Origin of the sequence: Bifidobacterium sp. MSK.17.10, assembly GCF_019129655.1 — a bacterium.
In the GTDB taxonomy this organism is placed as follows: Bacteria; Actinomycetota; Actinomycetes; order Actinomycetales; family Bifidobacteriaceae; genus Bifidobacterium; species Bifidobacterium adolescentis.
Genome location: NZ_JAHOJD010000004.1, coordinates 112553 through 131499, shown reverse-complemented (window position 1 = coordinate 131499; position 18947 = coordinate 112553). Strand labels below are relative to the sequence as shown.

The 18947-nt window shown below is 56.8% G+C and carries 19 protein-coding genes and 5 tRNA genes; 11 read left to right on the top strand and 13 right to left on the bottom strand.

What is annotated here, in order from left to right; genetic code table 11:
* The first annotated feature begins 69 nt into the window (after nucleotides 1–69).
* Nucleotides 70–354 (top strand): DUF3017 domain-containing protein, encoded by a 285-nt coding sequence (locus KSX58_RS10415; protein ID WP_080505085.1) that lies wholly within the window; start codon nucleotides 70–72, stop codon nucleotides 352–354.
* On the opposite strand, the gene KSX58_RS04565 is transcribed toward KSX58_RS10415, so the two are convergent.
* Nucleotides 268–1203: an MIP/aquaporin family protein gene (locus KSX58_RS04565; RefSeq protein ID WP_003809270.1), complete on the bottom strand. Its 936-nt coding sequence runs from the start codon at nucleotides 1201–1203 to the stop codon at nucleotides 268–270. The genes KSX58_RS10415 and KSX58_RS04565 overlap by 87 nt on opposite strands.
* Before the next feature lie 112 nt (nucleotides 1204–1315).
* Here KSX58_RS04565 and KSX58_RS04560 point away from each other — a divergent pair, with 112 nt between their 5' ends.
* Together KSX58_RS04560 and der are read left to right on the top strand one after the other, a co-directional pair.
* Nucleotides 1316–2089, top strand: coding sequence for a pseudouridine synthase (locus KSX58_RS04560; protein ID WP_038444456.1), 774 nt, complete (start codon nucleotides 1316–1318; stop codon nucleotides 2087–2089).
* A complete protein-coding gene (gene der, locus KSX58_RS04555; protein WP_156567831.1) occupies nucleotides 2086–4215 on the top strand; it encodes a bifunctional cytidylate kinase/GTPase Der in 2130 nt (709 codons plus the stop codon). The genes KSX58_RS04560 and der overlap by 4 nt, the downstream gene beginning before the upstream one ends.
* A 125-nt stretch (nucleotides 4216–4340) precedes the next feature.
* Here der and KSX58_RS04550 read toward each other — a convergent pair whose 3' ends face one another.
* Entirely contained in the window at nucleotides 4341–4754 is a 414-nt protein-coding gene (locus KSX58_RS04550; RefSeq protein WP_217735735.1) for a hypothetical protein, read from the bottom strand.
* Between the two features lie 235 nt (nucleotides 4755–4989).
* Nucleotides 4990–5066 (bottom strand) — tRNA-Pro (locus KSX58_RS04545).
* Nucleotides 5067–5346: 280 nt separating this feature from the next.
* Between KSX58_RS04545 and KSX58_RS04540 the strand changes: the two genes are divergently transcribed.
* The 6 genes from KSX58_RS04540 (at nucleotide 5347) to KSX58_RS04515 (ending at nucleotide 13021) form a co-directional block, all read left to right on the top strand.
* Nucleotides 5347–6741: a UTP--glucose-1-phosphate uridylyltransferase gene (locus KSX58_RS04540; protein ID WP_046999715.1), complete on the top strand. Its 1395-nt coding sequence runs from the start codon at nucleotides 5347–5349 to the stop codon at nucleotides 6739–6741.
* A 142-nt stretch (nucleotides 6742–6883) separates the two neighbouring features.
* A complete protein-coding gene (locus KSX58_RS04535; protein ID WP_039775135.1) occupies nucleotides 6884–8797 on the top strand; it encodes a YafY family protein in 1914 nt (637 codons plus the stop codon).
* Between the two features lie 13 nt (nucleotides 8798–8810).
* Nucleotides 8811–9128: a hypothetical protein gene (locus KSX58_RS04530; protein WP_003809260.1), complete on the top strand. Its 318-nt coding sequence runs from the start codon at nucleotides 8811–8813 to the stop codon at nucleotides 9126–9128.
* Between the two features lie 14 nt (nucleotides 9129–9142).
* Nucleotides 9143–11746: an RNA helicase gene (locus KSX58_RS04525; RefSeq protein WP_034984390.1), complete on the top strand. Its 2604-nt coding sequence runs from the start codon at nucleotides 9143–9145 to the stop codon at nucleotides 11744–11746.
* 108 nt (nucleotides 11747–11854) lie between these two features.
* On the top strand, nucleotides 11855–12202 hold the full coding sequence (locus KSX58_RS04520; RefSeq protein WP_003809256.1) for an RNA polymerase-binding protein RbpA: 348 nt from the start codon (nucleotides 11855–11857) through the stop codon (nucleotides 12200–12202).
* 105 nt (nucleotides 12203–12307) lie between these two features.
* The gene (locus KSX58_RS04515) at nucleotides 12308–13021 is read left to right on the top strand and encodes an HAD hydrolase-like protein (protein WP_003809254.1); all 714 of its coding nucleotides are present in this window, start codon (nucleotides 12308–12310) and stop codon (nucleotides 13019–13021) included.
* Between the two features lie 181 nt (nucleotides 13022–13202).
* Here KSX58_RS04515 and KSX58_RS04510 read toward each other — a convergent pair whose 3' ends face one another.
* The 9 genes from KSX58_RS04510 to KSX58_RS04475 form a co-directional block, all read right to left on the bottom strand.
* A complete protein-coding gene (locus KSX58_RS04510; protein WP_217735736.1) occupies nucleotides 13203–13568 on the bottom strand; it encodes a hypothetical protein in 366 nt (121 codons plus the stop codon).
* Between the two features lie 65 nt (nucleotides 13569–13633).
* Nucleotides 13634–14254 carry a MerR family transcriptional regulator gene (locus KSX58_RS04505; RefSeq protein ID WP_035010989.1) on the bottom strand — a complete coding sequence of 207 codons (621 nt, stop codon included), beginning with the start codon at nucleotides 14252–14254 and terminating at the stop codon, nucleotides 13634–13636.
* A gap of 109 nt (nucleotides 14255–14363) precedes the next feature.
* Nucleotides 14364–14801 carry an FHA domain-containing protein gene (locus KSX58_RS04500; protein ID WP_003809247.1) on the bottom strand — a complete coding sequence of 146 codons (438 nt, stop codon included), beginning with the start codon at nucleotides 14799–14801 and terminating at the stop codon, nucleotides 14364–14366.
* Nucleotides 14802–14882: 81 nt separating this feature from the next.
* Entirely contained in the window at nucleotides 14883–15074 is a 192-nt protein-coding gene (locus KSX58_RS04495) for a hypothetical protein (protein WP_035010987.1), read from the bottom strand.
* A 101-nt stretch (nucleotides 15075–15175) separates the two neighbouring features.
* Entirely contained in the window at nucleotides 15176–15307 is a 132-nt protein-coding gene (locus KSX58_RS10545; RefSeq protein ID WP_003809244.1) for a hypothetical protein, read from the bottom strand.
* A 277-nt stretch (nucleotides 15308–15584) separates the two neighbouring features.
* Nucleotides 15585–15657: transfer RNA gene (locus KSX58_RS04490), tRNA-Val, on the bottom strand.
* 30 nt (nucleotides 15658–15687) lie between these two features.
* Nucleotides 15688–15759: transfer RNA gene (locus tag KSX58_RS04485), tRNA-Val, on the bottom strand.
* Nucleotides 15760–15799: 40 nt separating this feature from the next.
* Nucleotides 15800–15870: transfer RNA gene (locus KSX58_RS04480), tRNA-Cys, on the bottom strand.
* Nucleotides 15871–15900: 30 nt separating this feature from the next.
* Nucleotides 15901–15973, bottom strand: a tRNA-Gly gene (locus KSX58_RS04475).
* A 152-nt stretch (nucleotides 15974–16125) separates the two neighbouring features.
* Here KSX58_RS04475 and KSX58_RS04470 point away from each other — a divergent pair.
* On the top strand, nucleotides 16126–16953 hold the full coding sequence (locus KSX58_RS04470) for a PAC2 family protein (RefSeq protein WP_003809232.1): 828 nt from the start codon (nucleotides 16126–16128) through the stop codon (nucleotides 16951–16953).
* Nucleotides 16954–17043: 90 nt separating this feature from the next.
* Here KSX58_RS04470 and KSX58_RS04465 read toward each other — a convergent pair whose 3' ends face one another.
* On the bottom strand, nucleotides 17044–17928 hold the full coding sequence (locus KSX58_RS04465) for an undecaprenyl-diphosphate phosphatase (protein WP_003809231.1): 885 nt from the start codon (nucleotides 17926–17928) through the stop codon (nucleotides 17044–17046).
* Nucleotides 17929–18096: 168 nt separating this feature from the next.
* Between KSX58_RS04465 and KSX58_RS04460 the strand changes: the two genes are divergently transcribed.
* Nucleotides 18097–18888 (top strand): fructosamine kinase family protein, encoded by a 792-nt coding sequence (locus KSX58_RS04460; protein WP_042990662.1) that lies wholly within the window; start codon nucleotides 18097–18099, stop codon nucleotides 18886–18888.
* Nucleotides 18889–18947 lie beyond the last annotated feature (59 nt).

Below are 18947 nucleotides of genomic sequence, written 5' to 3'. Positions count from 1 at the left end.
CCACGTTTTATTATTATGATTGCGTTCCGTGCGCGGACGCGCGTTGACATATAACGAAAGGCCTGCGATATGAGTCATCCCTACGTTTCCGAAGACCATGAAGGCAAGCCGTGGTTTGAATGGATCGTTGCGGCAATGGTGGTTATAGCCACAGTGCTTGCGGTCTTAGGCCATGTAAAAGCCGCCACCACGGTAATCGCGGTGACGGCCATCATAACAGGACTAATCAGACTCGTAATGCGCGAGCGTAGTCCTTGGAAAGTCCGTTCAGTTGGCTTCGACGCTTTCATCGGCATCGGTCTGGGCGTCGGACTGTTCATCCTGCTCGCCCTCGTGCCCGTCGGCATCGTCTGACGCGTCGTCGGCTATGGTCTCCAGCGTTTCGGAATCCTGCTCGGCTTCCGAAACGTTTTTCTTGGTGCCGATCATGGACGCGACTATGGCCACAAGCGAGACGATGGCGGCTGCGAGAATCGGGCAGATCCAGAACACCCACAGCTGCTGCAGAGGCTCTTGGGAAAGGCCCTGATTCTGGGCGAAGATGGCGATGCCAGTGGCACGAGCCGGATTCAGAGCGGCGCCTGTTACCGGATAGGAGATTGCGGCACCGACACCGTAGGCGAGACCCATGGCGATGGCATGGCTGGTATTGGTCTTTCCGGATTCACTGGTGGTGTTGAGCGCGGTGGCGACGATGATGATGCCCGCGACGAGTTCAACGGCGATGGCCAGAGTGATGCTGAAGGACACGCCGTAGTTGCCGAGCGTGGCATAGGAGACGGAATTCTTGTCAAAACCGTTAATGACCGGCGTCAGCCAGATTTTCAGCGTTACCTGCTCGGATGTCGGCAGCAGGAAGCGGATGGCGGCGCCTGCGCCGATACCACCCAGCACCTGAGCGATAATATAGAGCACTCCGTCAAGCACATGGGTTTTGCCGGACAGCATCGCCGCAACGGAGACCGCCGGATTGAACTGGGCGCCGGAAATCGTGCCGAATATCAGGGTGGCGGCGGCGTACACCAAACCTGTCAGCAGGGCGATGAACGCCATATTCACGCCGTAGATCGCGGAACCAAGCGTGCAAATCGAGTAGATGGCGAAGCAGATGATGAAGCTTCCCACCAGCTCCGCGCCTACGCGAAGGGCCAATGGCTTGCTCTGTTCTTCCTCTGTTACGGACGTTGCTTCAACAGCAGTCATAGTCTTTCCTCTGTCATATAGTGGACAAGTTGCGGTTTTTATGAAAGCCGCCAAACGACTGCCATACTACCAGCAGTCCCTGTAAGTATTATCCGGCCACGTTGGGAGAACGATGCCAAACGCATATTCTCGCGCCGCCAAGGCGCACAATCATGACAATGAAGGCATTCGCCTGCAGAAACTTCTCGCTCAGGCGGGCTTCGGCTCGCGCCGTAAATGCGAGGAAATCATCACCGATGGTCGCGTTGAGATCGATGGCGAGCTGATTACCGAACTTGGCACCCGAGTCGATCCGAAACGTCAGGAGGTCCGTGTCGACGGTTCTCGCGTGCGCGTGAACCCGAACCATGTCACGCTTGCGTTGAACAAGCCGAAACGCGTGCTGAGCGCCATGGAGGATCCCAAGGGACGCTACACTTTGCGCGACATCGTCGGAGACAAGTACGAGCGTATTTTCCACATGGGCCGTCTGGATTATGATTCGGAAGGCCTGATCCTCATGACGAACGACGGCGAACTGAGCCAGCACGTCATGCACCCCAAATATGAGGTCGAAAAGACCTACATCGCCACGCTGGAAGGACGCATCAGCGGTCAGGTGTGCCGCAGGCTCGTCACCACGGGCGTGAAGCTCGACGATGGGTGGATCAAACTCGACCGCTGCGCTATTCTCGACTCCAGCCGCGAAAGCACGTTGGTCAAGGTCGTGCTGCATTCGGGCAAGAACCGCATCGTGCGCCGTATTTTCGGCTCGATCGGTTTTCCCGTCAGGCGTCTGGTACGCACGCAGATCGGTCCGATCAAACTCGGCGACCTGAAAAGCGGCACGTATCGCGTGTTGTCGCAGGCTGAGGTCCGTTCTCTATCCAAGGCGGTGGGACTGTGATCCGTGTAGCTATTGATGGGCCTGCGGGCGTCGGCAAATCATCCACGTCCAAGGCACTGGCCAAATATTATGGTTTCGCATACCTCGACACAGGCGCGATGTACCGTGCCTGCGCTTGGTGGTGCATGCACAAAGGCATCGATTTGGATGCCGAAACCATCGATGAGCAGCTCGTCACCGAAACCATCGGCGAATTCTTCACCGACGGCCATTTCGACATCAGCGTCGATCCGGACGATCCGAAGGTGTACGCCGATGGCGAGGACATCAGCGAGGCCATCCGTTCTTCCGAGGTCTCTTCGCACGTGTCCAAGGTGTCCAACATCATCCCCGTGCGTCACGTGTTGATCGCCGCGCAACGTGCCTACATCGCACGAGAGGCTTCGGTCGATTCCTTCTCCGAAGGCGCCGGTATTGTTGCTGAGGGCCGTGATATCACCACCGTCGTCGCTCCCGACGCCGAAGTGCGCATCCTGCTTACCGCGCGTGAAGAGGTCCGTCAGGCCCGACGTAGCGGACAGGCCGTCTCGGGTGTGGGTGCGGAGAATGTCGCGGCACGCGACAAGGCCGATTCGAAAGTCACCAACTTCACATCCGCCGCGGAAGGCGTGTTGACCGTCGACAACTCCGATCTCAACTTCGGCGAGACCCTTGACGTGCTCGTCCGTATCGTTGACGACGCCATCGAGGAACAGGAATACCGCCAGTACGTTTCCAACCTCGAAGGCTATGAGCTGGATGAAGGCGATGAGGAGCTGATCGATGGAACGGCGTTCTCTGGTGGCGAAAGCAAGAATGGTCCGAAACCGGTCGGCGTACTTGCCGTGGTCGGACGTCCGAACGTCGGCAAATCCACTCTGGTGAACCGTATTCTCGGCCGTCGCGCAGCCGTGGTGGAGGACACCCCCGGCGTGACTCGCGACCGTGTGAGCTACGACGCCGAATGGTGCGGCACCGATTTCAAACTGGTCGACACGGGCGGCTGGGAAGCCGACGTGGAAGGCATCGAATCCGCCATCGCATCCCAAGCGCAAATCGCCGTGCAGCTTGCCGATGCCGTGATTCTCGTGGTGGACGGTCTGGTCGGTCTCACCGACACGGACGAACGCATCGTCAAAATGCTCCGTGCCGCCGGCAAGCCGGTGACGCTTGCGGTGAACAAGGTCGATGATCGCGAAAGCGAATACCTGACCGCCGAATTCTGGAAGATGGGTCTGGGGGAGCCGTATGGCATTTCCGCCATGCACGGTCGTGGCATCGGCGAACTGCTTGACGCCGCACTCGACTCGTTGAAGAAAGCGGAAAGGACATCCGGCTTCCTTACGCCGTCGCATCTGCGCCGCGTGGCTCTGGTCGGACGTCCGAACGTCGGCAAATCCTCCCTGCTCAATCAGCTGGCCCACGAGGAACGCACCGTCGTCAACGATCTTGCGGGCACCACGCGAGATCCGGTCGATGAGGTCGTCACCGTCGATGGCGAGGATTGGCTGTTCATCGATACCGCAGGTATCAAACGTCGTCTGCACAAGCTGTCCGGCGCGGAATACTTCTCCTCGTTGCGTACGCAGGCCGCGATCGAACGTTCCGAGCTTGCCTTGGTGCTGTTCGATGCCTCCCAGCCGATTTCCGACCAAGACCTGAAGGTCATGAGCCAGGCCGTGGACGCGGGCCGTTGCATCGTGCTTGTGTTCAACAAGTGGGACCTGATGGACGAGTTCGACCGTCAGCGTATGGAACGCCTGTGGAAGACCGAGTTCAATCGCGTCACTTGGGCTCAGCGCGTCAATCTGTCGGCAAAGACCGGATGGCACACCAATCGTTTGGCCAATGCCATGCGTGGCGCCTTGGCATCATGGGACAAGCGCATCCCCACCGGCAAACTCAACGCGTTCCTTGGCAAGATCCAAGCTGCCCACCCGCATCCGCTGCGTGGCGGCAAGCAGCCGCGAATCCTGTTCGCGACGCAGGCGTCCACCAGACCGCCGCGCTTCGTGATCTTCGCCACCGGCTTCTTGGAGCATGGCTATCGCCGCTACATCGAACGGTGTCTGCGCGAGGAATTCGGCTTCGAAGGATCGCCGATTCAGATTTCGGTGAATGTCCGTGAGAAGAAGAAACGCAAGTAACCACCGGAACTGTTAGAAGATGGGCGTGCGCCTGGTTCAGACCATGGCGCACGCCCATCTGCCTTATTGAATCTGGGTCGTTGCCGGCTTTTGCTTTCCTTTACGCACAGCTTAGGCCGACAGCGTCAGAACAGAGGATGTTCATCCTGGTTGCGTGTTCTGAGATACCCCGTTATGGCTCTGCGCGCGAGCGAGCTTAATGAAATGCCGTCCTGCTTGGCCTTGGCCCGCGCCTTATGGCCTATGGCGTAGGGGAGTTTGATCTTCCATTCGTCGCCAAGCTGTTTGCGCCCGTCGCTGTTCTTTGGCATGCGCCCGATGCCGACCGCGTCTGAACAGCCATCGGAATCGTCGGACAAGAGTGCCCTGCGGGTCAATTCGGTAAGCGTGATGCCATCATGCCGAGCGCGTTCGCGGGCTTCCAAGCCAAGCTCGCGGGGCAATCGAATCTTCCATTCATCTTCGGGAAGCGTTGAATCGAACACATGGGCGAATTCGTCGACGTCGTCGAACTGTGGCTGCGTGTCGTTCTGCTGCAAACCGAATCACCTCTCTGAACCCATGCGTTAATCGCATTAAACGGCAAGAAACATGAAAAATATCGCAGGCTACATATTTGCATGCGCTCAAGACCGTCCTGACGTCCGGCTTCCGGCTCCGATAGATGCCATTCTGAGGGGCTGTATGCCGCAGTTCACTGCCCAAACCTGCCCAAACATAACGAAAAACCCGCCGTTTCGATGCCGTGGAAAACGGCGGAACGACGGGCTTTCTTGGTCGGACCAGCGGGATTTGAACCCGCGACCCCTTGACCCCCAGTCAAGTGCGCTACCAAACTGCGCTATGGTCCGAACGGTGCGAAAAGCACCGAATATGAAACATAGCATAATCTCTACGGTTTTTCAAACACATCGTGTCGGAAAGCGAGTCGCATCCATTCCGGAGAGTTTGGCTTCGGATATTTGAGGGTTTTCCGGCAATTGCTCCACCGGAAGTTCATGTTGGTTCTGTGTCTAAATGCCCCCGATTTTGGCGGAATGTCGTATTATGGCATAAGCGCATCGAATAACAACGCCCGTTCGAAAGGGAGAGACATTGACTGAGGACGTATTCGAATACTCTGCCGCGAAGATGCGGAAGCACGGAATGACCGACATGGCCATCGCCCAGTTCCGTCGTCTGTACGAGGTCTGGCGCAATGAGGAGGCCAGCAGTTGGATTCGTGAGGACGAGGTCGAACCGCTCGTCAGCGTTCCCAGCTTCCATGACGTGTATGAGACCATCAATCACGACAAGGCCGTTGACGCGTTCGCCAAAACGGCGTTCCTGAAGCTTAACGGCGGTCTTGGCACTTCGATGGGACTCGATTGCGCCAAGTCGCTGCTGCCGGTACGTCGCCACAAGGCACGGCAGATGCGTTTCATCGACATCATCATCGGACAGGTGTTGACCGCGCGGACCAGACTTGGCGTCGATCTGCCATTGACTCTGATGAACTCCTTCCGTACCTCCAAAGACACCATGAAGGTGCTGCAGACCAATAAGAAATTCCATCAGGAAGACATCCCGATGGAAATCATCCAGCATCAGGAGCCGAAGATCAGCGTGGAAACGGGAATGCCCGTCAGCTTCCCGGCCAATCCGGAACTCGAATGGTGCCCGCCGGGCCACGGCGACCTGTTCTCCACCATTTGGGAATCCGGTCTGCTTGACGCGCTTGAGGCGCAGGGGTTCAAATACCTTTTCATCTCCAATTCCGACAACCTGGGCGCGCGTCCCTCCCGTACGCTTGCGCAGCATTTCGAGAATACGGGCGCACCGTTCATGATCGAGGTCGCCAAACGCACCCCAGCCGATCGTAAGGGCGGCCACATCGTGCGAGACAAGGCCACGGGCCGTCTGATGCTGCGTGAGATGAGCCAGGTCCATCCAGACGACAAGGACGACGCGCAGAACATCGACAAGCATCCGTACTTCAACACGAACAGCATTTGGGTGCGTATCGATGCGCTGAAAGCGAAACTCGCATCCTATGACGGCGTGCTTCCCCTTCCGGTAATCCGCAATAAGAAGACGGTCGACCCGACCGATCCGACCAGCGAGCCGGTCATTCAGCTGGAGACCGCCATGGGAGCCGCGGTGTCGCTTTTCGATGGCGCGACCTGCGTATGCGTCGACCGTATGCGTTTCCTGCCGGTGAAGACCACTGACGATTTGTTCATCATGCGGTCCGACCGATTCCATCTGACGGACCAGTACGAGATGGAAGACGGCAACTACATCTTCCCCGACGTCCATTTGGACGCGCGCTATTACAAGAACATCCACGATTTCGATGCCCGTTTCCCATACGGTGTGCCTTCGCTCGCCGCGGCGAAATCCGTTGATATCGATGGCGATTGGACCTTCGGCAGGGATGTGATGCTGTTTAGCGACGCGCGACTGGAGGATCAAGGCGAACCAAGCTATGTGCCGAATGGCGAATATGTCGGCCCGCAGGGCGTGGAACCGGACGATTGGGTCTGATTTTGGACGGCCATGCAACACGAAAACGATGTTTTTTCGTGAAATAGGCACAAATCGCTTAAAAAACCTCTATCATAGAATGTTGTGTGCGGCTTACGAGGCCAAGCACTTAAAAAGAAACGTTAACGAGACGTGAGGACTAATGGCTGAGGGAAGTAACGGTAGGCGACGTTTTTCCGACAAATGGGGCAAGCATGAGCTTGATGTGTTGGCTGTGCTCTCCTCAGCCTTTCCGCAATGGCTTACCTCACGTCAGATCGCGCAACGTGTGAAGGCGTATGCCGATTCGTACGGAGAGCTCGCCGATCAAGCGGCGAAGGCCGCCTTCGCCAAGCAATTCCAGCGTGACCGCGCCAAGCTCGCCGCCATGGGCATCGCCATCGAATCAAGGCAGCCGGAATATTCCTCCAAGTCAGAAGGGCAGGATTTCGCTTCCTACCGTCTGCAGCTTGGCGATGAGCCGCGCGTGCGTCTGCTGTTCGGCGACGAGGATCTGCCGATTCTTGCCGCTGCGAATTACCTTGCGCGCTCCATGTCGATTTCCTCGGCTCCTGCGCACGAACCCCAGCACGCTTCCCGTACCGCGCCGCGCGTGCCGCAGACGCCGATTCCAGGACTTGGCTTGGATTCCATCGCGCCGGGTCTTGGCACGCAATCCATTCCCGACGAGCTGGTCAAAGTGGTCGATCAGCGACGTTTCGCCGCCACTGTGGATGTTGATGGCGAGCATCTCAATGTCGCCTACGCCGACTCCGATGATCTGGCCATGTTCGTGCTGTCTCATTCGGGTGCGTCCATAGTGAGCCCTCAGGAGGCTGTCGACGCGTTCAACCGCCGGCTGCATGCGGCCACGCAGTTCGTGCCGGCCGATGAATCCACCGGCACCGACAGCTCCACCGTGGTGTCTCCGGAAATCAACCGCAACAGCACTGATGAGGATGATACCGAGGAAGGCAAGGGCCGTCCGAAGAAGAACTCCGCGTTCCAGACCGGTAGTGAGGTCGATCGGCGTCTTCGCCTGATGCTGTTCCTGTCCGCCCACATGGGTGAGGAATACTCTCTTGAAGAACTTGCGGAACGATTCATCGGCAGGCCGAAGTCCGATGACGAATTGAAGAAGTTCGTCAACATCATTCATAAGGACATCAACACGTTGACCACGGTGTCCGATGATGGCGAGATGGCCGGAAGCCAGTTCTTCGATATCGATTGGTCCTTGCTTGACGCGGAAGGCATCGTCTCCGCCACGAATTCGCTGGGGCTTGAACGCCTTGCCGGCATTTCCCAGCAGTACCTGAGCATGCTGACCGCATCGGTGAGCTATCTCGCCCACTCCTCTTTGCTTCCGGACAAGCTGCGTGAGCAGGCGGAATCGCTGTACAGCCGACTGCGCCAGCACGTCAAGCCTGGCGACATGCCGTGGCTGAGCCTGACCGGATACGAGATGGAACCAAGGAACTTCTCCATCGTCAAGAGCGCCATCTCCAAAGGCATGCTGCTCGACATGGAATATACGGACGGTGCGGGCCGTATACAGCGCAAGCTAGTGGCGCCAGACAAGATTTTTGTCGACGAAGGCGTTTACTACGTGGCGGTATGGACCGACGTGTCCAACGCGGCGCCCGCGGACAAGATGAAGTTCGTCAAGACGGATACGACCATCAACAAGGCTACTGGCAAGCCTCGTATCTGGCAGGTGCTTCGCATCTCCCGCATCGAGCATGCGGAGCTGGTCGAGCCCACTGAAAAAGTGGACATTCCGGACGTGCCCGCATCCGAACTGCGCAAGTGGAGTTTCGACAATGGCACACCTGCCGTGTTCATAACCAATCAGGACGACCTGTCGTTCATCGACAGCCTGTCGGGAGCCACCGTCGAGAAATGCGGCGAAGGCGAGAAGGTGCATCTGATTGTGTCTTCCGATTCCTGGTATGTCGCGTTCTGCATCGCGCACGCCCGTCATATTACTGCCGTCGCGCCGGAGACGTTGCGCACGATGATCATCGCCCGAGCACAGCATGAGCTGAGCGTCGGCGACCGAGAGAACGAAGACTGACGGGGGAGGCGCTATGCCTTGGTGGATTTGGCTGGTACTCGTCCTGTTCATGCTGACGATGCTGGTCGGCGGCGGCGCATACGCATGCATCCGCGGATATCATGCGTTCAAAGATGCCATCAAAGTAGGCGGACGCATGTCCAAACGTTTCGAGGCCATGTCCGAGCCGTTGCCGCAACCAAAGGAGAACACGTCCCCGTTCTTCACACGTCCACTTGAGGACGCGGCCAATCGTTATATCGACGCTCATGCCGAAGTCATCAGCCGCCGTGAGGAAAAGCGCGTCCGTCATGCCCGGCAGTGGGCGCAGTGGAAACATTCCAACGACTGATTCGAAAAGGAACCATGACTCATCATCGTCGACATGGCAATAACGACACCGGCACATACGATGCCGAGATGACCACAGCCCTATCTCCCGCGCAACGCTATGCGGCGTTCAAACAGACGCAGGCCAAACGCCAATCGGTCTCGTCTCGTTTCGCACGGTCCATGCCATTCGAATTGGACGATTTCCAAGTCAAAGCCAATGATGCGTTGGAAGCCGGCGACAATGTGCTCGTCGCCGCGCCCACCGGAGCCGGCAAGACGGTCGTGGCTGATTTCGCGATCTATCTGGCCCAAGAGCGTAACGTCAAAGCGTTCTACACCACGCCAATCAAAGCGTTGAGCAATCAGAAATACCATGATCTGGTCGAAACGTACGGGCCGGACAGAGTCGGCCTGCTTACCGGCGACACGTCCATCAACTCCGAAGCCGACATCGTGGTCATGACCACCGAGGTCCTGCGCAACATGCTCTACGAGCATTCCATGACGCTTGACGCCTTGCGTTACGTGATTCTTGACGAGGTGCACTATCTCGCCGACCGTTTCCGCGGGCCGGTGTGGGAGGAAGTGATCATCCACCTGCCCCAAAGCGTGAGAATCATCGGCCTGTCCGCAACCGTGTCGAATGTCGAGGACTTCTCCAAATGGATTGAATCGGTCCGTGGCGACACCACGCTGGTGGTGTCCGAAAAACGGCCCGTGCCGTTGGAACAGCATGTGCTTGTTCAGGCGGACGACCACACCGAACCGGAACTCATCGACCTGTATCGACGTGATAAAGACGGCAATCAGACAGACAAGCTCAACGCCCAGCTGGTGAGCAGGCTCGATCAGCTCGACCGCAAGGCCGCGAAACGTAGGGGAGAGCAGCGCCCCGACAGACGAAAGGGCGGCAAGGGCGGCAAATGGAACGACCATTCCCGCAGACCCGAACGCCATACGCCACGTCGTTGGGCCGTGATTGATGAATTGAATTTCCTCGGCATCCTGCCGGGCATCTATTTCATCTTCTCCCGCAACGGATGCGATCAGGCCGTCGAACAATGCATCAACGCCGGACTCGAACTCACCACTGATGACGAGGTGCGTCGCATCCGCCGTATCGTCGATGAGATGGTCGAAGGCCAACTCAGTCAAGAGGATTTGAAGGCTTTGCATTTCTCGCAGTTCCGCTTCGCCTTGGAGGAAGGATTCGCGCCGCATCATGCTGGCATGGTGGCGCTCTTCCGCCAAATTGTCGAACGATTGTTCGAAGAGGGGCTGGTGAAGGTCGTCTTCGCCACGGAAACACTTGCCTTGGGCATCAACATGCCGGCACGGTGCGTGGTGGTGGAAAAACTTGAGAAATTCGATGGGACCGGGCATGTCGGATTGACGCCAGGGGAGTTCACCCAGCTTACCGGACGCGCTGGCCGACGTGGCATCGACACCATCGGCCATGCGGTGGTTGTGGACCATCATGGCTTCATTCCCGCCACTGCCGCCGCGCTGTCCAGCAAGCGCGTGTACCCGCTGCACTCCAGTTTCAAACCGACGTTCAACATGGCCGTCAACCTGCTTAATTCCAGCGATTACGAGACCGCTCGCATCACGCTTGACCATTCCTTCGCGCAATGGGAGGCCAACGAATCCGCCTGGCAGCTTGAAGCGCAGATGGATACGTTGCGCAAAGCGTTGGACGGATACGAACGGGCGTTCGATTGTGAGTTCGGCGACTTCAAGGAGTTCATGCGGCTGCGCATGCGCTTGAGCGACTTGGAAAAGAACGAACGACGCAAACTCAAGCACGAGGTGTTCCGCACGCAGAAGGCGCGAAGCGAAGCGTTCAAAGACCTTGACAGGCGTATCGCGGAGCTTCGCGAAAAAGACAGGGACCATCCCTGCCGCAAATGCCCCGATATTCAGAAGCATCTCAAATGGGGGCATCGGTGGGCGCGTGAAATGCGTGAATTGGAACGTGTGCAGCACCGCTACGATTCACGCACCGGCTCCGTGGCACGTCAATTCGACCGCATCTGCAATGTGCTGAACGAGCTCGGATACCTCGATCGGCTTGATGAAGGCGCAAAAGAACATATCGATTACCGGCTTACCGAACGTGGACAGCTGTTGCGGCACTTGTACAGCGAGCTTGATTTGGTGCTTGCCCAGGCGATCGATGATGGCGCGTTCGACGGACTCGATGCGACGGAGCTGGCCAGCGCCGTCATGTCGTTGATTTACGAGCCACGCAGAGGCAGCGGGGGAGAGCCGCGCCATTATCCCGGAGGAATGCAGGGGAACGTCGCCGTCTGTGCGGCGCAGCTCAAAGGCGTGCACGCGTCGATTGCCATGCTGTGTGAGGACTATGCCCTCGACGAGCCGCGCCAACTTGATTTCGGCATCACCGATGTCGTCTACGAATGGGCTCAGGGCGAAAGCCTGTCGCGTGTGCTGTACGGCACCGATTTGACCGGCGGCGATTTCGTACGCGGATGCAAACGTCTCGCCGACGTGTTGCAGCAGATCGCCGTGGCCGGACCATACCTGGGTAAACGCGCCGAAACGCTCGCTCCGATCGCGAAACAGGCGTACGAGAACGTCAACCGTGGCATCGTCGCCTATTCAGGTGTCGACTGAGCATGTGCGCAATCGGGAGATCGGTTTTCGCGGACGCCGGGAATAAGTGACACGTCCGAAGTGTTTTGTAGCTTAGAGTAAGCAGATAATCAAGGAGGCAAAAGCAATATGGCGGAACGTAGCCTGCGAGGCATGAGCATCGGTGCAAAGTCGCTTGAATCCGATGACAATGTGGATTTTGCGGCGCGAACCGACGTCGCATACGTGTGTCCGAAAGGCCATCGTACGATTCTGCCGTTCGCTGAGGGCGCAGAATTCCCAGATGAGTGGGAGTGCCGCTGCGGCGCCGTCGCGCACCGTGAAGGAGACAATGACGACGAGGCTGATGAAATCGCCAAGCCGACACGCACGCACTGGGACATGCTCATGGAACGTCGTACCGAAGACGAACTGAAGGCTTTGCTGGAGAAGCGTCTGCAAATGCATCGTGACGGATGGTTCCCGGACTACGAGTGACCTGCAGTTGAACGACACTTGAACGAATGCCCGGTCATTGAGACCGGGCATAATTGTTTCTGTCATCAATTCTTATAGCACACAGCCAAGGGGAGAATCAGATCCATGTCCGAACATCCGAAGAAAGTCGTTCTGCTTGACCTCGATGGCACACTGACGAAATCCGATCCAGGAATCATTGGCTGCGTTGTCAAGGCGTTCGAAGAGATGGGATATCCGGTGCCGGACGATGCCGAATTGCATCGTTTCATTGGACCGGCCATCAGCGAATCGATGCAACGCAACGGCATTCCGGATGACAAGCTTGACGAAGGCGTGAGGATTTACCGCAAGTATTACGCCGACGAGGCCGTGTTCGACGACCCGAACAATCCCGGACAGAAAGTCCCCGGCCGCCTGAACAACACGATTTACCAAGGTATTCCGGAGCAGCTCGCCAAACTGCGTGCCGACGGATACTATCTGGCGATTGCCAGCTGCAAGCCGCAATACCAATGCATTCCGATTTGCGAGCATTTCCACTTGGACACCATGGTCGACGGCATCTACGGTGCCAGCGAGGACAATTCCCGTCTTGACAAGGACCAAGTGATCCGTTGGGCTTTCCAGCACATCGATTTCGACGAGAACGCAGGAGATAAGGCACTGATGGTCGGCGACCGTTGGACCGATGCCGACGGCGCCAAGGCGTGCGGTTTGGACTGCCTCGGCTGTGGCTGGGGCTATGCGGAGCCCGGAGAGCTCAAAGCCCATGGCGCATACCGTATTCTGGATTCGGTAGATGAACTCGCGCAGGCCGTCGAGGAGTATTTCGCCTGAGTCCGTAAACGGAAACGCTGTAGGCCAGTTACGTGGTTGCTGTCGCAATATCGTGGCAGCAACCACGTTTTTATTTATTGAGTGACGGAGGCCGTTATGTCAGAACCGCGTGTTTGACGCTTCCTTAAGCCTGGAAAAACGTCATTTCTGAAAAGCCGATAATGTACGTTATGTCAGATTTCTATTTGACGGCCTGATTGAGCTTCCGCTCCATCTCTCTGTGCATGCCGTTTCGGGCCTGAAGATACATGAAAACAAGTTCCGCTGCGATCAGCATGACCATCACCGCAGCCGATGGCCATCCGACATGTTCGTAGAAACGCTGGAACCTCTCCGAGAAATCCGACCTGAACATCGCATATGCCGGATATGGCAACGCGCCAATGACCAATGAGGTGAAATGCAGCGCGATGATCGACCAACGCACCGGATGCACATCGCGGTGTTTTTTGGAAAACAGATTGCCTCGAATCGCAGTAATCAAACAAATGTTCACTGCGATGACGGCGGCTATGATCCACAACAGTGCCGGCAGAATATCAAGCATGCGCTACTCCCCTGCGGGTTATATCGTTCGAACGTTCCGGGCTGAATCGTACCAATTGTATGCGATCAGGCTGCTGCGCGGGATTTGCGTCGCGATTCCAGCTTCTTTCTCATACGTATCGCGGCAATGTCGTCGATTGGCCTATTGGTGTCTGTCGATGCCGGCGTCTTCGTCAAATCGACGTATTCCTCATGTTCTAGAGCCTCTTTGATCTGATGCCATAGCGATCCGACGGACACCCCGAACACAGCTCTGCCGCTTTGGAGCAGAGCCACCATCTGTTCGCTGTCCGTGCACTCATGCACATTCTGCCCATCGCACATGATGATGATGCCGGCCAACTGTTCGGGCGTGCGCTGCGCGAGGAAGCCGATGGCGGTGGTCACGTTCTGCAGATTGATTCCGGCATCCAGCAATCTTTTGGAAACGGCAAGAATCACCACATCTTTGAACGAATACAATCTGCGTGAGCCGGATCCGTGCGACGGGGTGATGGATGGTTCCACTATCTGTTTACGCGCCCAATAGTCAAGCTGGCGGTACGTGATACCCGCCACTTTTGACGCGACCGTACCACGATAGCCCCGTGTGACGGGCTGCGCGTCCGCGGAGGGGAACAACTCCCCCTGCACCGCGTGCGACACGTGCAGATGCAACCGCATTGTTGGTTCTGCCTCGCCGTCCATTGTCTTCTCCTACACGCCATAAAACAATCGCCTATGAGCTTCCATTCGGAGCCCATAGGCGATTGAAGGAAAACCGTTACTCACAGTTTATCCCGCATCGGGCGTTTCATTAGGCAATGACGGCCTTGTTGGTGAAATATACGAGACGGAACTTGCCCAGAATGATTTCGTCGCCGTTCTTCAGTTCCTGGCTATCCACTCGTTGACGGTTCACGTATGTGCCGTTCAGGCTGCCGGCGTCAATCACCGAATAATTTCCGTTAATCCTGCGGAACACCGCGTGCGTGCGGGAGACGGTGGAATCGTCCAGCAGGATATCGGAACTCGGGTCGCGTCCCACGGTGATCTCGTCCTCGTCGAGGAGATAACGCGAGCCGGACACCGCTCCCCTGGTGGAAATCAGGAGCGCCGTGCCGTCGGCCAGACGCATGATCGTATTGAGGTCCTCCTTCGTCAGAGGACGGTCTCCGGTGGAAGTAACCGGTACAGTGATAGCAGGAAGACCAATGATGGTCGTTTCGCCTGCGCTTGGAATCGGATCAGTCATAGCTGTCATTCTACCCTCTCCCCTTGCAATTGGCCGGTATTGTGGCCGGCATGGTCACGAATCATACACTGTGAACGGTATTTACCGTTCGTTCTTGTCGATGATGGATACGAATTCGTCCTTCGGCAGCATGTCATCGTAGCTGCGCCAGCGTCGTTCCAGTTCGCGGTTCGCCTCATCGTGTTGTTTCTGCCCCAGCTCGGCGTACGCTTTCAATTCGTTGGGGCCCATATCCTTAACCGCTTGGTTGAGGTTCAATTGTCTCTCGTTCACAATAGGCAATTGTAGCCGCTTGCCGGGGAACAAAAAGCCTGGAACGCTTTTTAATCGCGTTCCAGGCTTTTTCAAGAAGGATTCAGTGTGTGGTGTCCGAATCAGCGGCGGGTGTCGATGATTTCCTGCAGAGCGCCGTTGACGGAAGAGGAGCCGGCAGCCGAAGACAGAGCGTTGATGCCGCTGACTTCGAAGCCACGCATGATTGCGGAGAAGATCTTGTTCTTGTTCATGATGTTTCCTTTTCTTGCTGGTGTGCTGTGACGCACCTTGCGTCTTGTTTGTTTTCTTTTTTGTTTACGATACTCATTTTAGAAATGCGTTTGGCAAAAGTCATGCTTCTCTCGTTTGATTCTCTGTATTTTCATCGGCAATTCTTGTGTAATGTGGTGAATCGTTTTTCGTCGATCGCTGTTTTTGCCGGCGCGTCGATGCTTGCATTCTTATTTGACGAAGTAGCGTGAAAAGGAATGGAAACAAAAACCCGGCAAAACCGAGCTGTGATAACGGTGGGTGATATAGGAATCGAACCTATGACCCCTTCCGTGTGAAGGAAGTGCGCTAGCCGCTGCGCCAATCACCCAGTCTTAATTTGTACGGAGCAATGCTCCAGTGGGCGATACAAGATTCGAACTTGTGACCCCTTCCGTGTCAGGGAAGTGCGCTACCTCTGCGCCAACCGCCCGGGTCATGTCAACATGCGAAAACTAATCTCACATGATGCGAGGTGGGTACGAGAGTCGAACTCGTCTATACGGCTTTGCAGGCCGCTGCCTAACCGCTTGGCTAACCCACCATAAAGGTCGATAATCAATCGGAACCTTAGAGCGGACAACGGGACTCGAACCCGCGGTCTCAACCTTGGCAAGGTTGCGCTTTACCAACTAAGCTATGTCCGCATGTCTTCAGCAGATTCACTGCGTGAGCACGAGTATCTACTATAACCACATTCGTGTAATTTGCAAGTCAGCGTGTCGCGGTTTGGTTTATTCGTATTCACCGATGGCTGAAGCGCGTGTCACACCACCCGTTTTCGGTATACATTAAAAGCATGTGTGAGGAGAGCGCAATGCCCAAGACGATACTTATCGCCGCATTCGAAGGATGGAACGATGCAAGCCAAGCGGCCACGAACGTCGTCCGTCATTTGGTGTCCCGGTATGAGTCGCAGGAAGTGCGCCATATTGACAACGAAGGTTTCTACGACTATCAGGTGGCCCGGCCCATGATCTGCTCCGTGCAGGGGCGTAAGCGCATCATCTGGCCGCAAACGACTTTCTATGACATTGCCGTCTCCCCCATGCTGCACCTGCTTGCGCAAATCGCACCCGAACCCAATTACCGGTGGGAGGAATACTGCAGGCAGACGCTACGTGTCGCAGAAGACTATGACGTAAGTGATGTCATCACGCTTGGCTCCATGTTCGATGAATGCCCGCACACACGGCCATTGCCGCTTGACATCTCCAAAAGCGGCTGCGAATGCGAATCCGACAGGGAATACAACGGTCCGGTGGGCATCCCCAACATCCTTGACGCCTTCGCCGCCGAAGCGGGCTTTCCGACAACATCCATATGGGTATCCGTACCGCATTACTGTGCCAATACCGAATGCATGCAAGGCACTTTGGAGCTGCTGCGCGCCTTGTCTTTAATAATCGAGTATCCGCTTATTGAAGGAGATTTGACCAGAAAGGCCATGCAATGGCGTTCCGACGCCGATGGATTGGTGTCAGACATGCATGCCGGCGACTATTTGGCTCGTCTGGAACATGATTACGATTTGGACGCGAGAGCGAAGCGAATCGCCTCGAATGGCATGCCTGCCTGCGAGGAACTGCTTCGTGAGGCCGAATCACTTCTACGCAACGGCGTCTGAGTCGTTCCCCTCCAGGAGGAGGTCGCAGACGAAAAAATCCCGGCCACCTTACGGATGGCCGGGATTCGCTTTATTTACGCCGAATCACGCTTACGCGGCGGCAACGACTTCCGTCGGGTGCAGCACGCCGCAGATCAGCAGCAGAGCCACGACAACGGCCAGCGCGATGCGGTAGATGGCGAACGCCTTGTACGAGAAGGTGGACACGAACTTCAGGAAGCCGATGATCACCACATAGCCGACCACGAACGCCACGATGGTGGCCGCGATGGTCGCACCCCAGCCCGGGAACATTCCCGCATTGCCTGCGGCCACATCCTTGACCGCGGAAACGGCTTCGAGGATGCCCGCGCCGAACACGGCCGGAATGGCCATCAGGAAGCTCACGCGCACTGCAGCCTCACGGGTATAGCCCATCGCACGGCCGAAGGTGATGGTGCCGCCGGAACGGGAAACGCCAGGAATCAGCGCCAGCATCTGACCGATGCCGAAGATCAGCGCATCCTTCCAGGTCATCTCATCCATGGTCTTGACCTGCTTGGCGCGGGCGTCGACCACCCACAGCAGAATACCGAAGATAATCAGCACGGTAACGGTGATCCACAGATTACGCAGCGTGCTTTCGATGGCGTCCTTGAACAACAGACCGGCAATCAGAATCGGCAGCGTGCCGATGATGATGAACCAACCCATCTGCGTGTCGCGGTTATGCGCGCCCATACGGCTCTTGAAGTCCTTGCCCTCCTTGCCGAACAAGGAGCCGAACCACGCGCCGAGAATGCGGATGATGTCATGACGGAAATACAGGATCACGGCAAGCTCGGTGCCGATCTGGATGATGGCGGTGAACGCAGCACCCGGATCGGAGCCCAGCATCAAATCGCCGATGATACGGATATGGGCGCTGGAAGAGACCGGCAAGTATTCGGTCAACGCCTGCACCAGGCCAAGGAAAATCGCTTGGAAGAAATTCATGAACCCTCTTTATGTTCGTAGAAATACGGTTTCGTCTGTTTTTCCGTGACCAAGAGTAGCGAGAGGGGTCTAGTTTTCAAGGCATCCCGGCATAGTTGTCTCAAACCATGCACACAATGGAGCCAAAAGTACGCCGGCATGTCCGGCATGGGAGAAAGGCTCATCGGCATGGGCAAATACCGCAAAAGCAGGGCATTCAGCCCCGAAGGTTTCTTTGAATGCGAGGGACGCGGCCTCAAATGGCTCGGCGAGGCGCAATCGCAGGGCGGCCCACGCGTGGTCGACGTATACGACTGGGGCAAGGATTATCTCGACATTGAACGCGTGAACGCCTGCGGTCCGACCATCCAAGCCGCGCGCGATTTCGGTGTTGCGCTAGCTCATATGCATGATGCCGGTGCCGAACATTTTGGCTCCGCTCCAACTGGATACGACGGCACCTGCTATTTCGGGCCATTGCAGGATCCCGTCCCGATGGATACCGGTGCCTGGGATGATGTGGCCACCTATCTGGCGGACGGCAGATTGCGTCCGATGGTACGACTCGGCATGAAACGTCGCGAACTGACCGACTATGACATGGAACTGACTGAAGCCGTTATCGACGCCTTGCCCGACATCCTAGGCAAGGCCGCCAACGACAAGCCCGCACGCGTGCATGGCGACCTGTGGAGCGGCAACGTCATGTGGACTGCTGATTCCGGTGACGTCGAAGCCGTGCTTATCGATCCTGCGGCTCACGGTGGGCACCGTGAGGAAGACCTTGCCATGCTCGACCTGTTCGGCATGTCATATCTTACGGACATCCTCGAAGGCTATCAGTCGGCGCATCCGCTTAAGGCCGGATGGCAGGACCGCATCACATTATGGCAGCTCTACCCCATTGCAGGACATTGCGTGTTCTTCGGTGGAGGATATGTGAGCCAGTATCGCACCATGTGCAGGTCGCTGCTCAAATAGGCGGGAATCACCCGCCACGCCAGATGTGAAAGAAGTCCGTATCCCAAGGTTATGAGTTG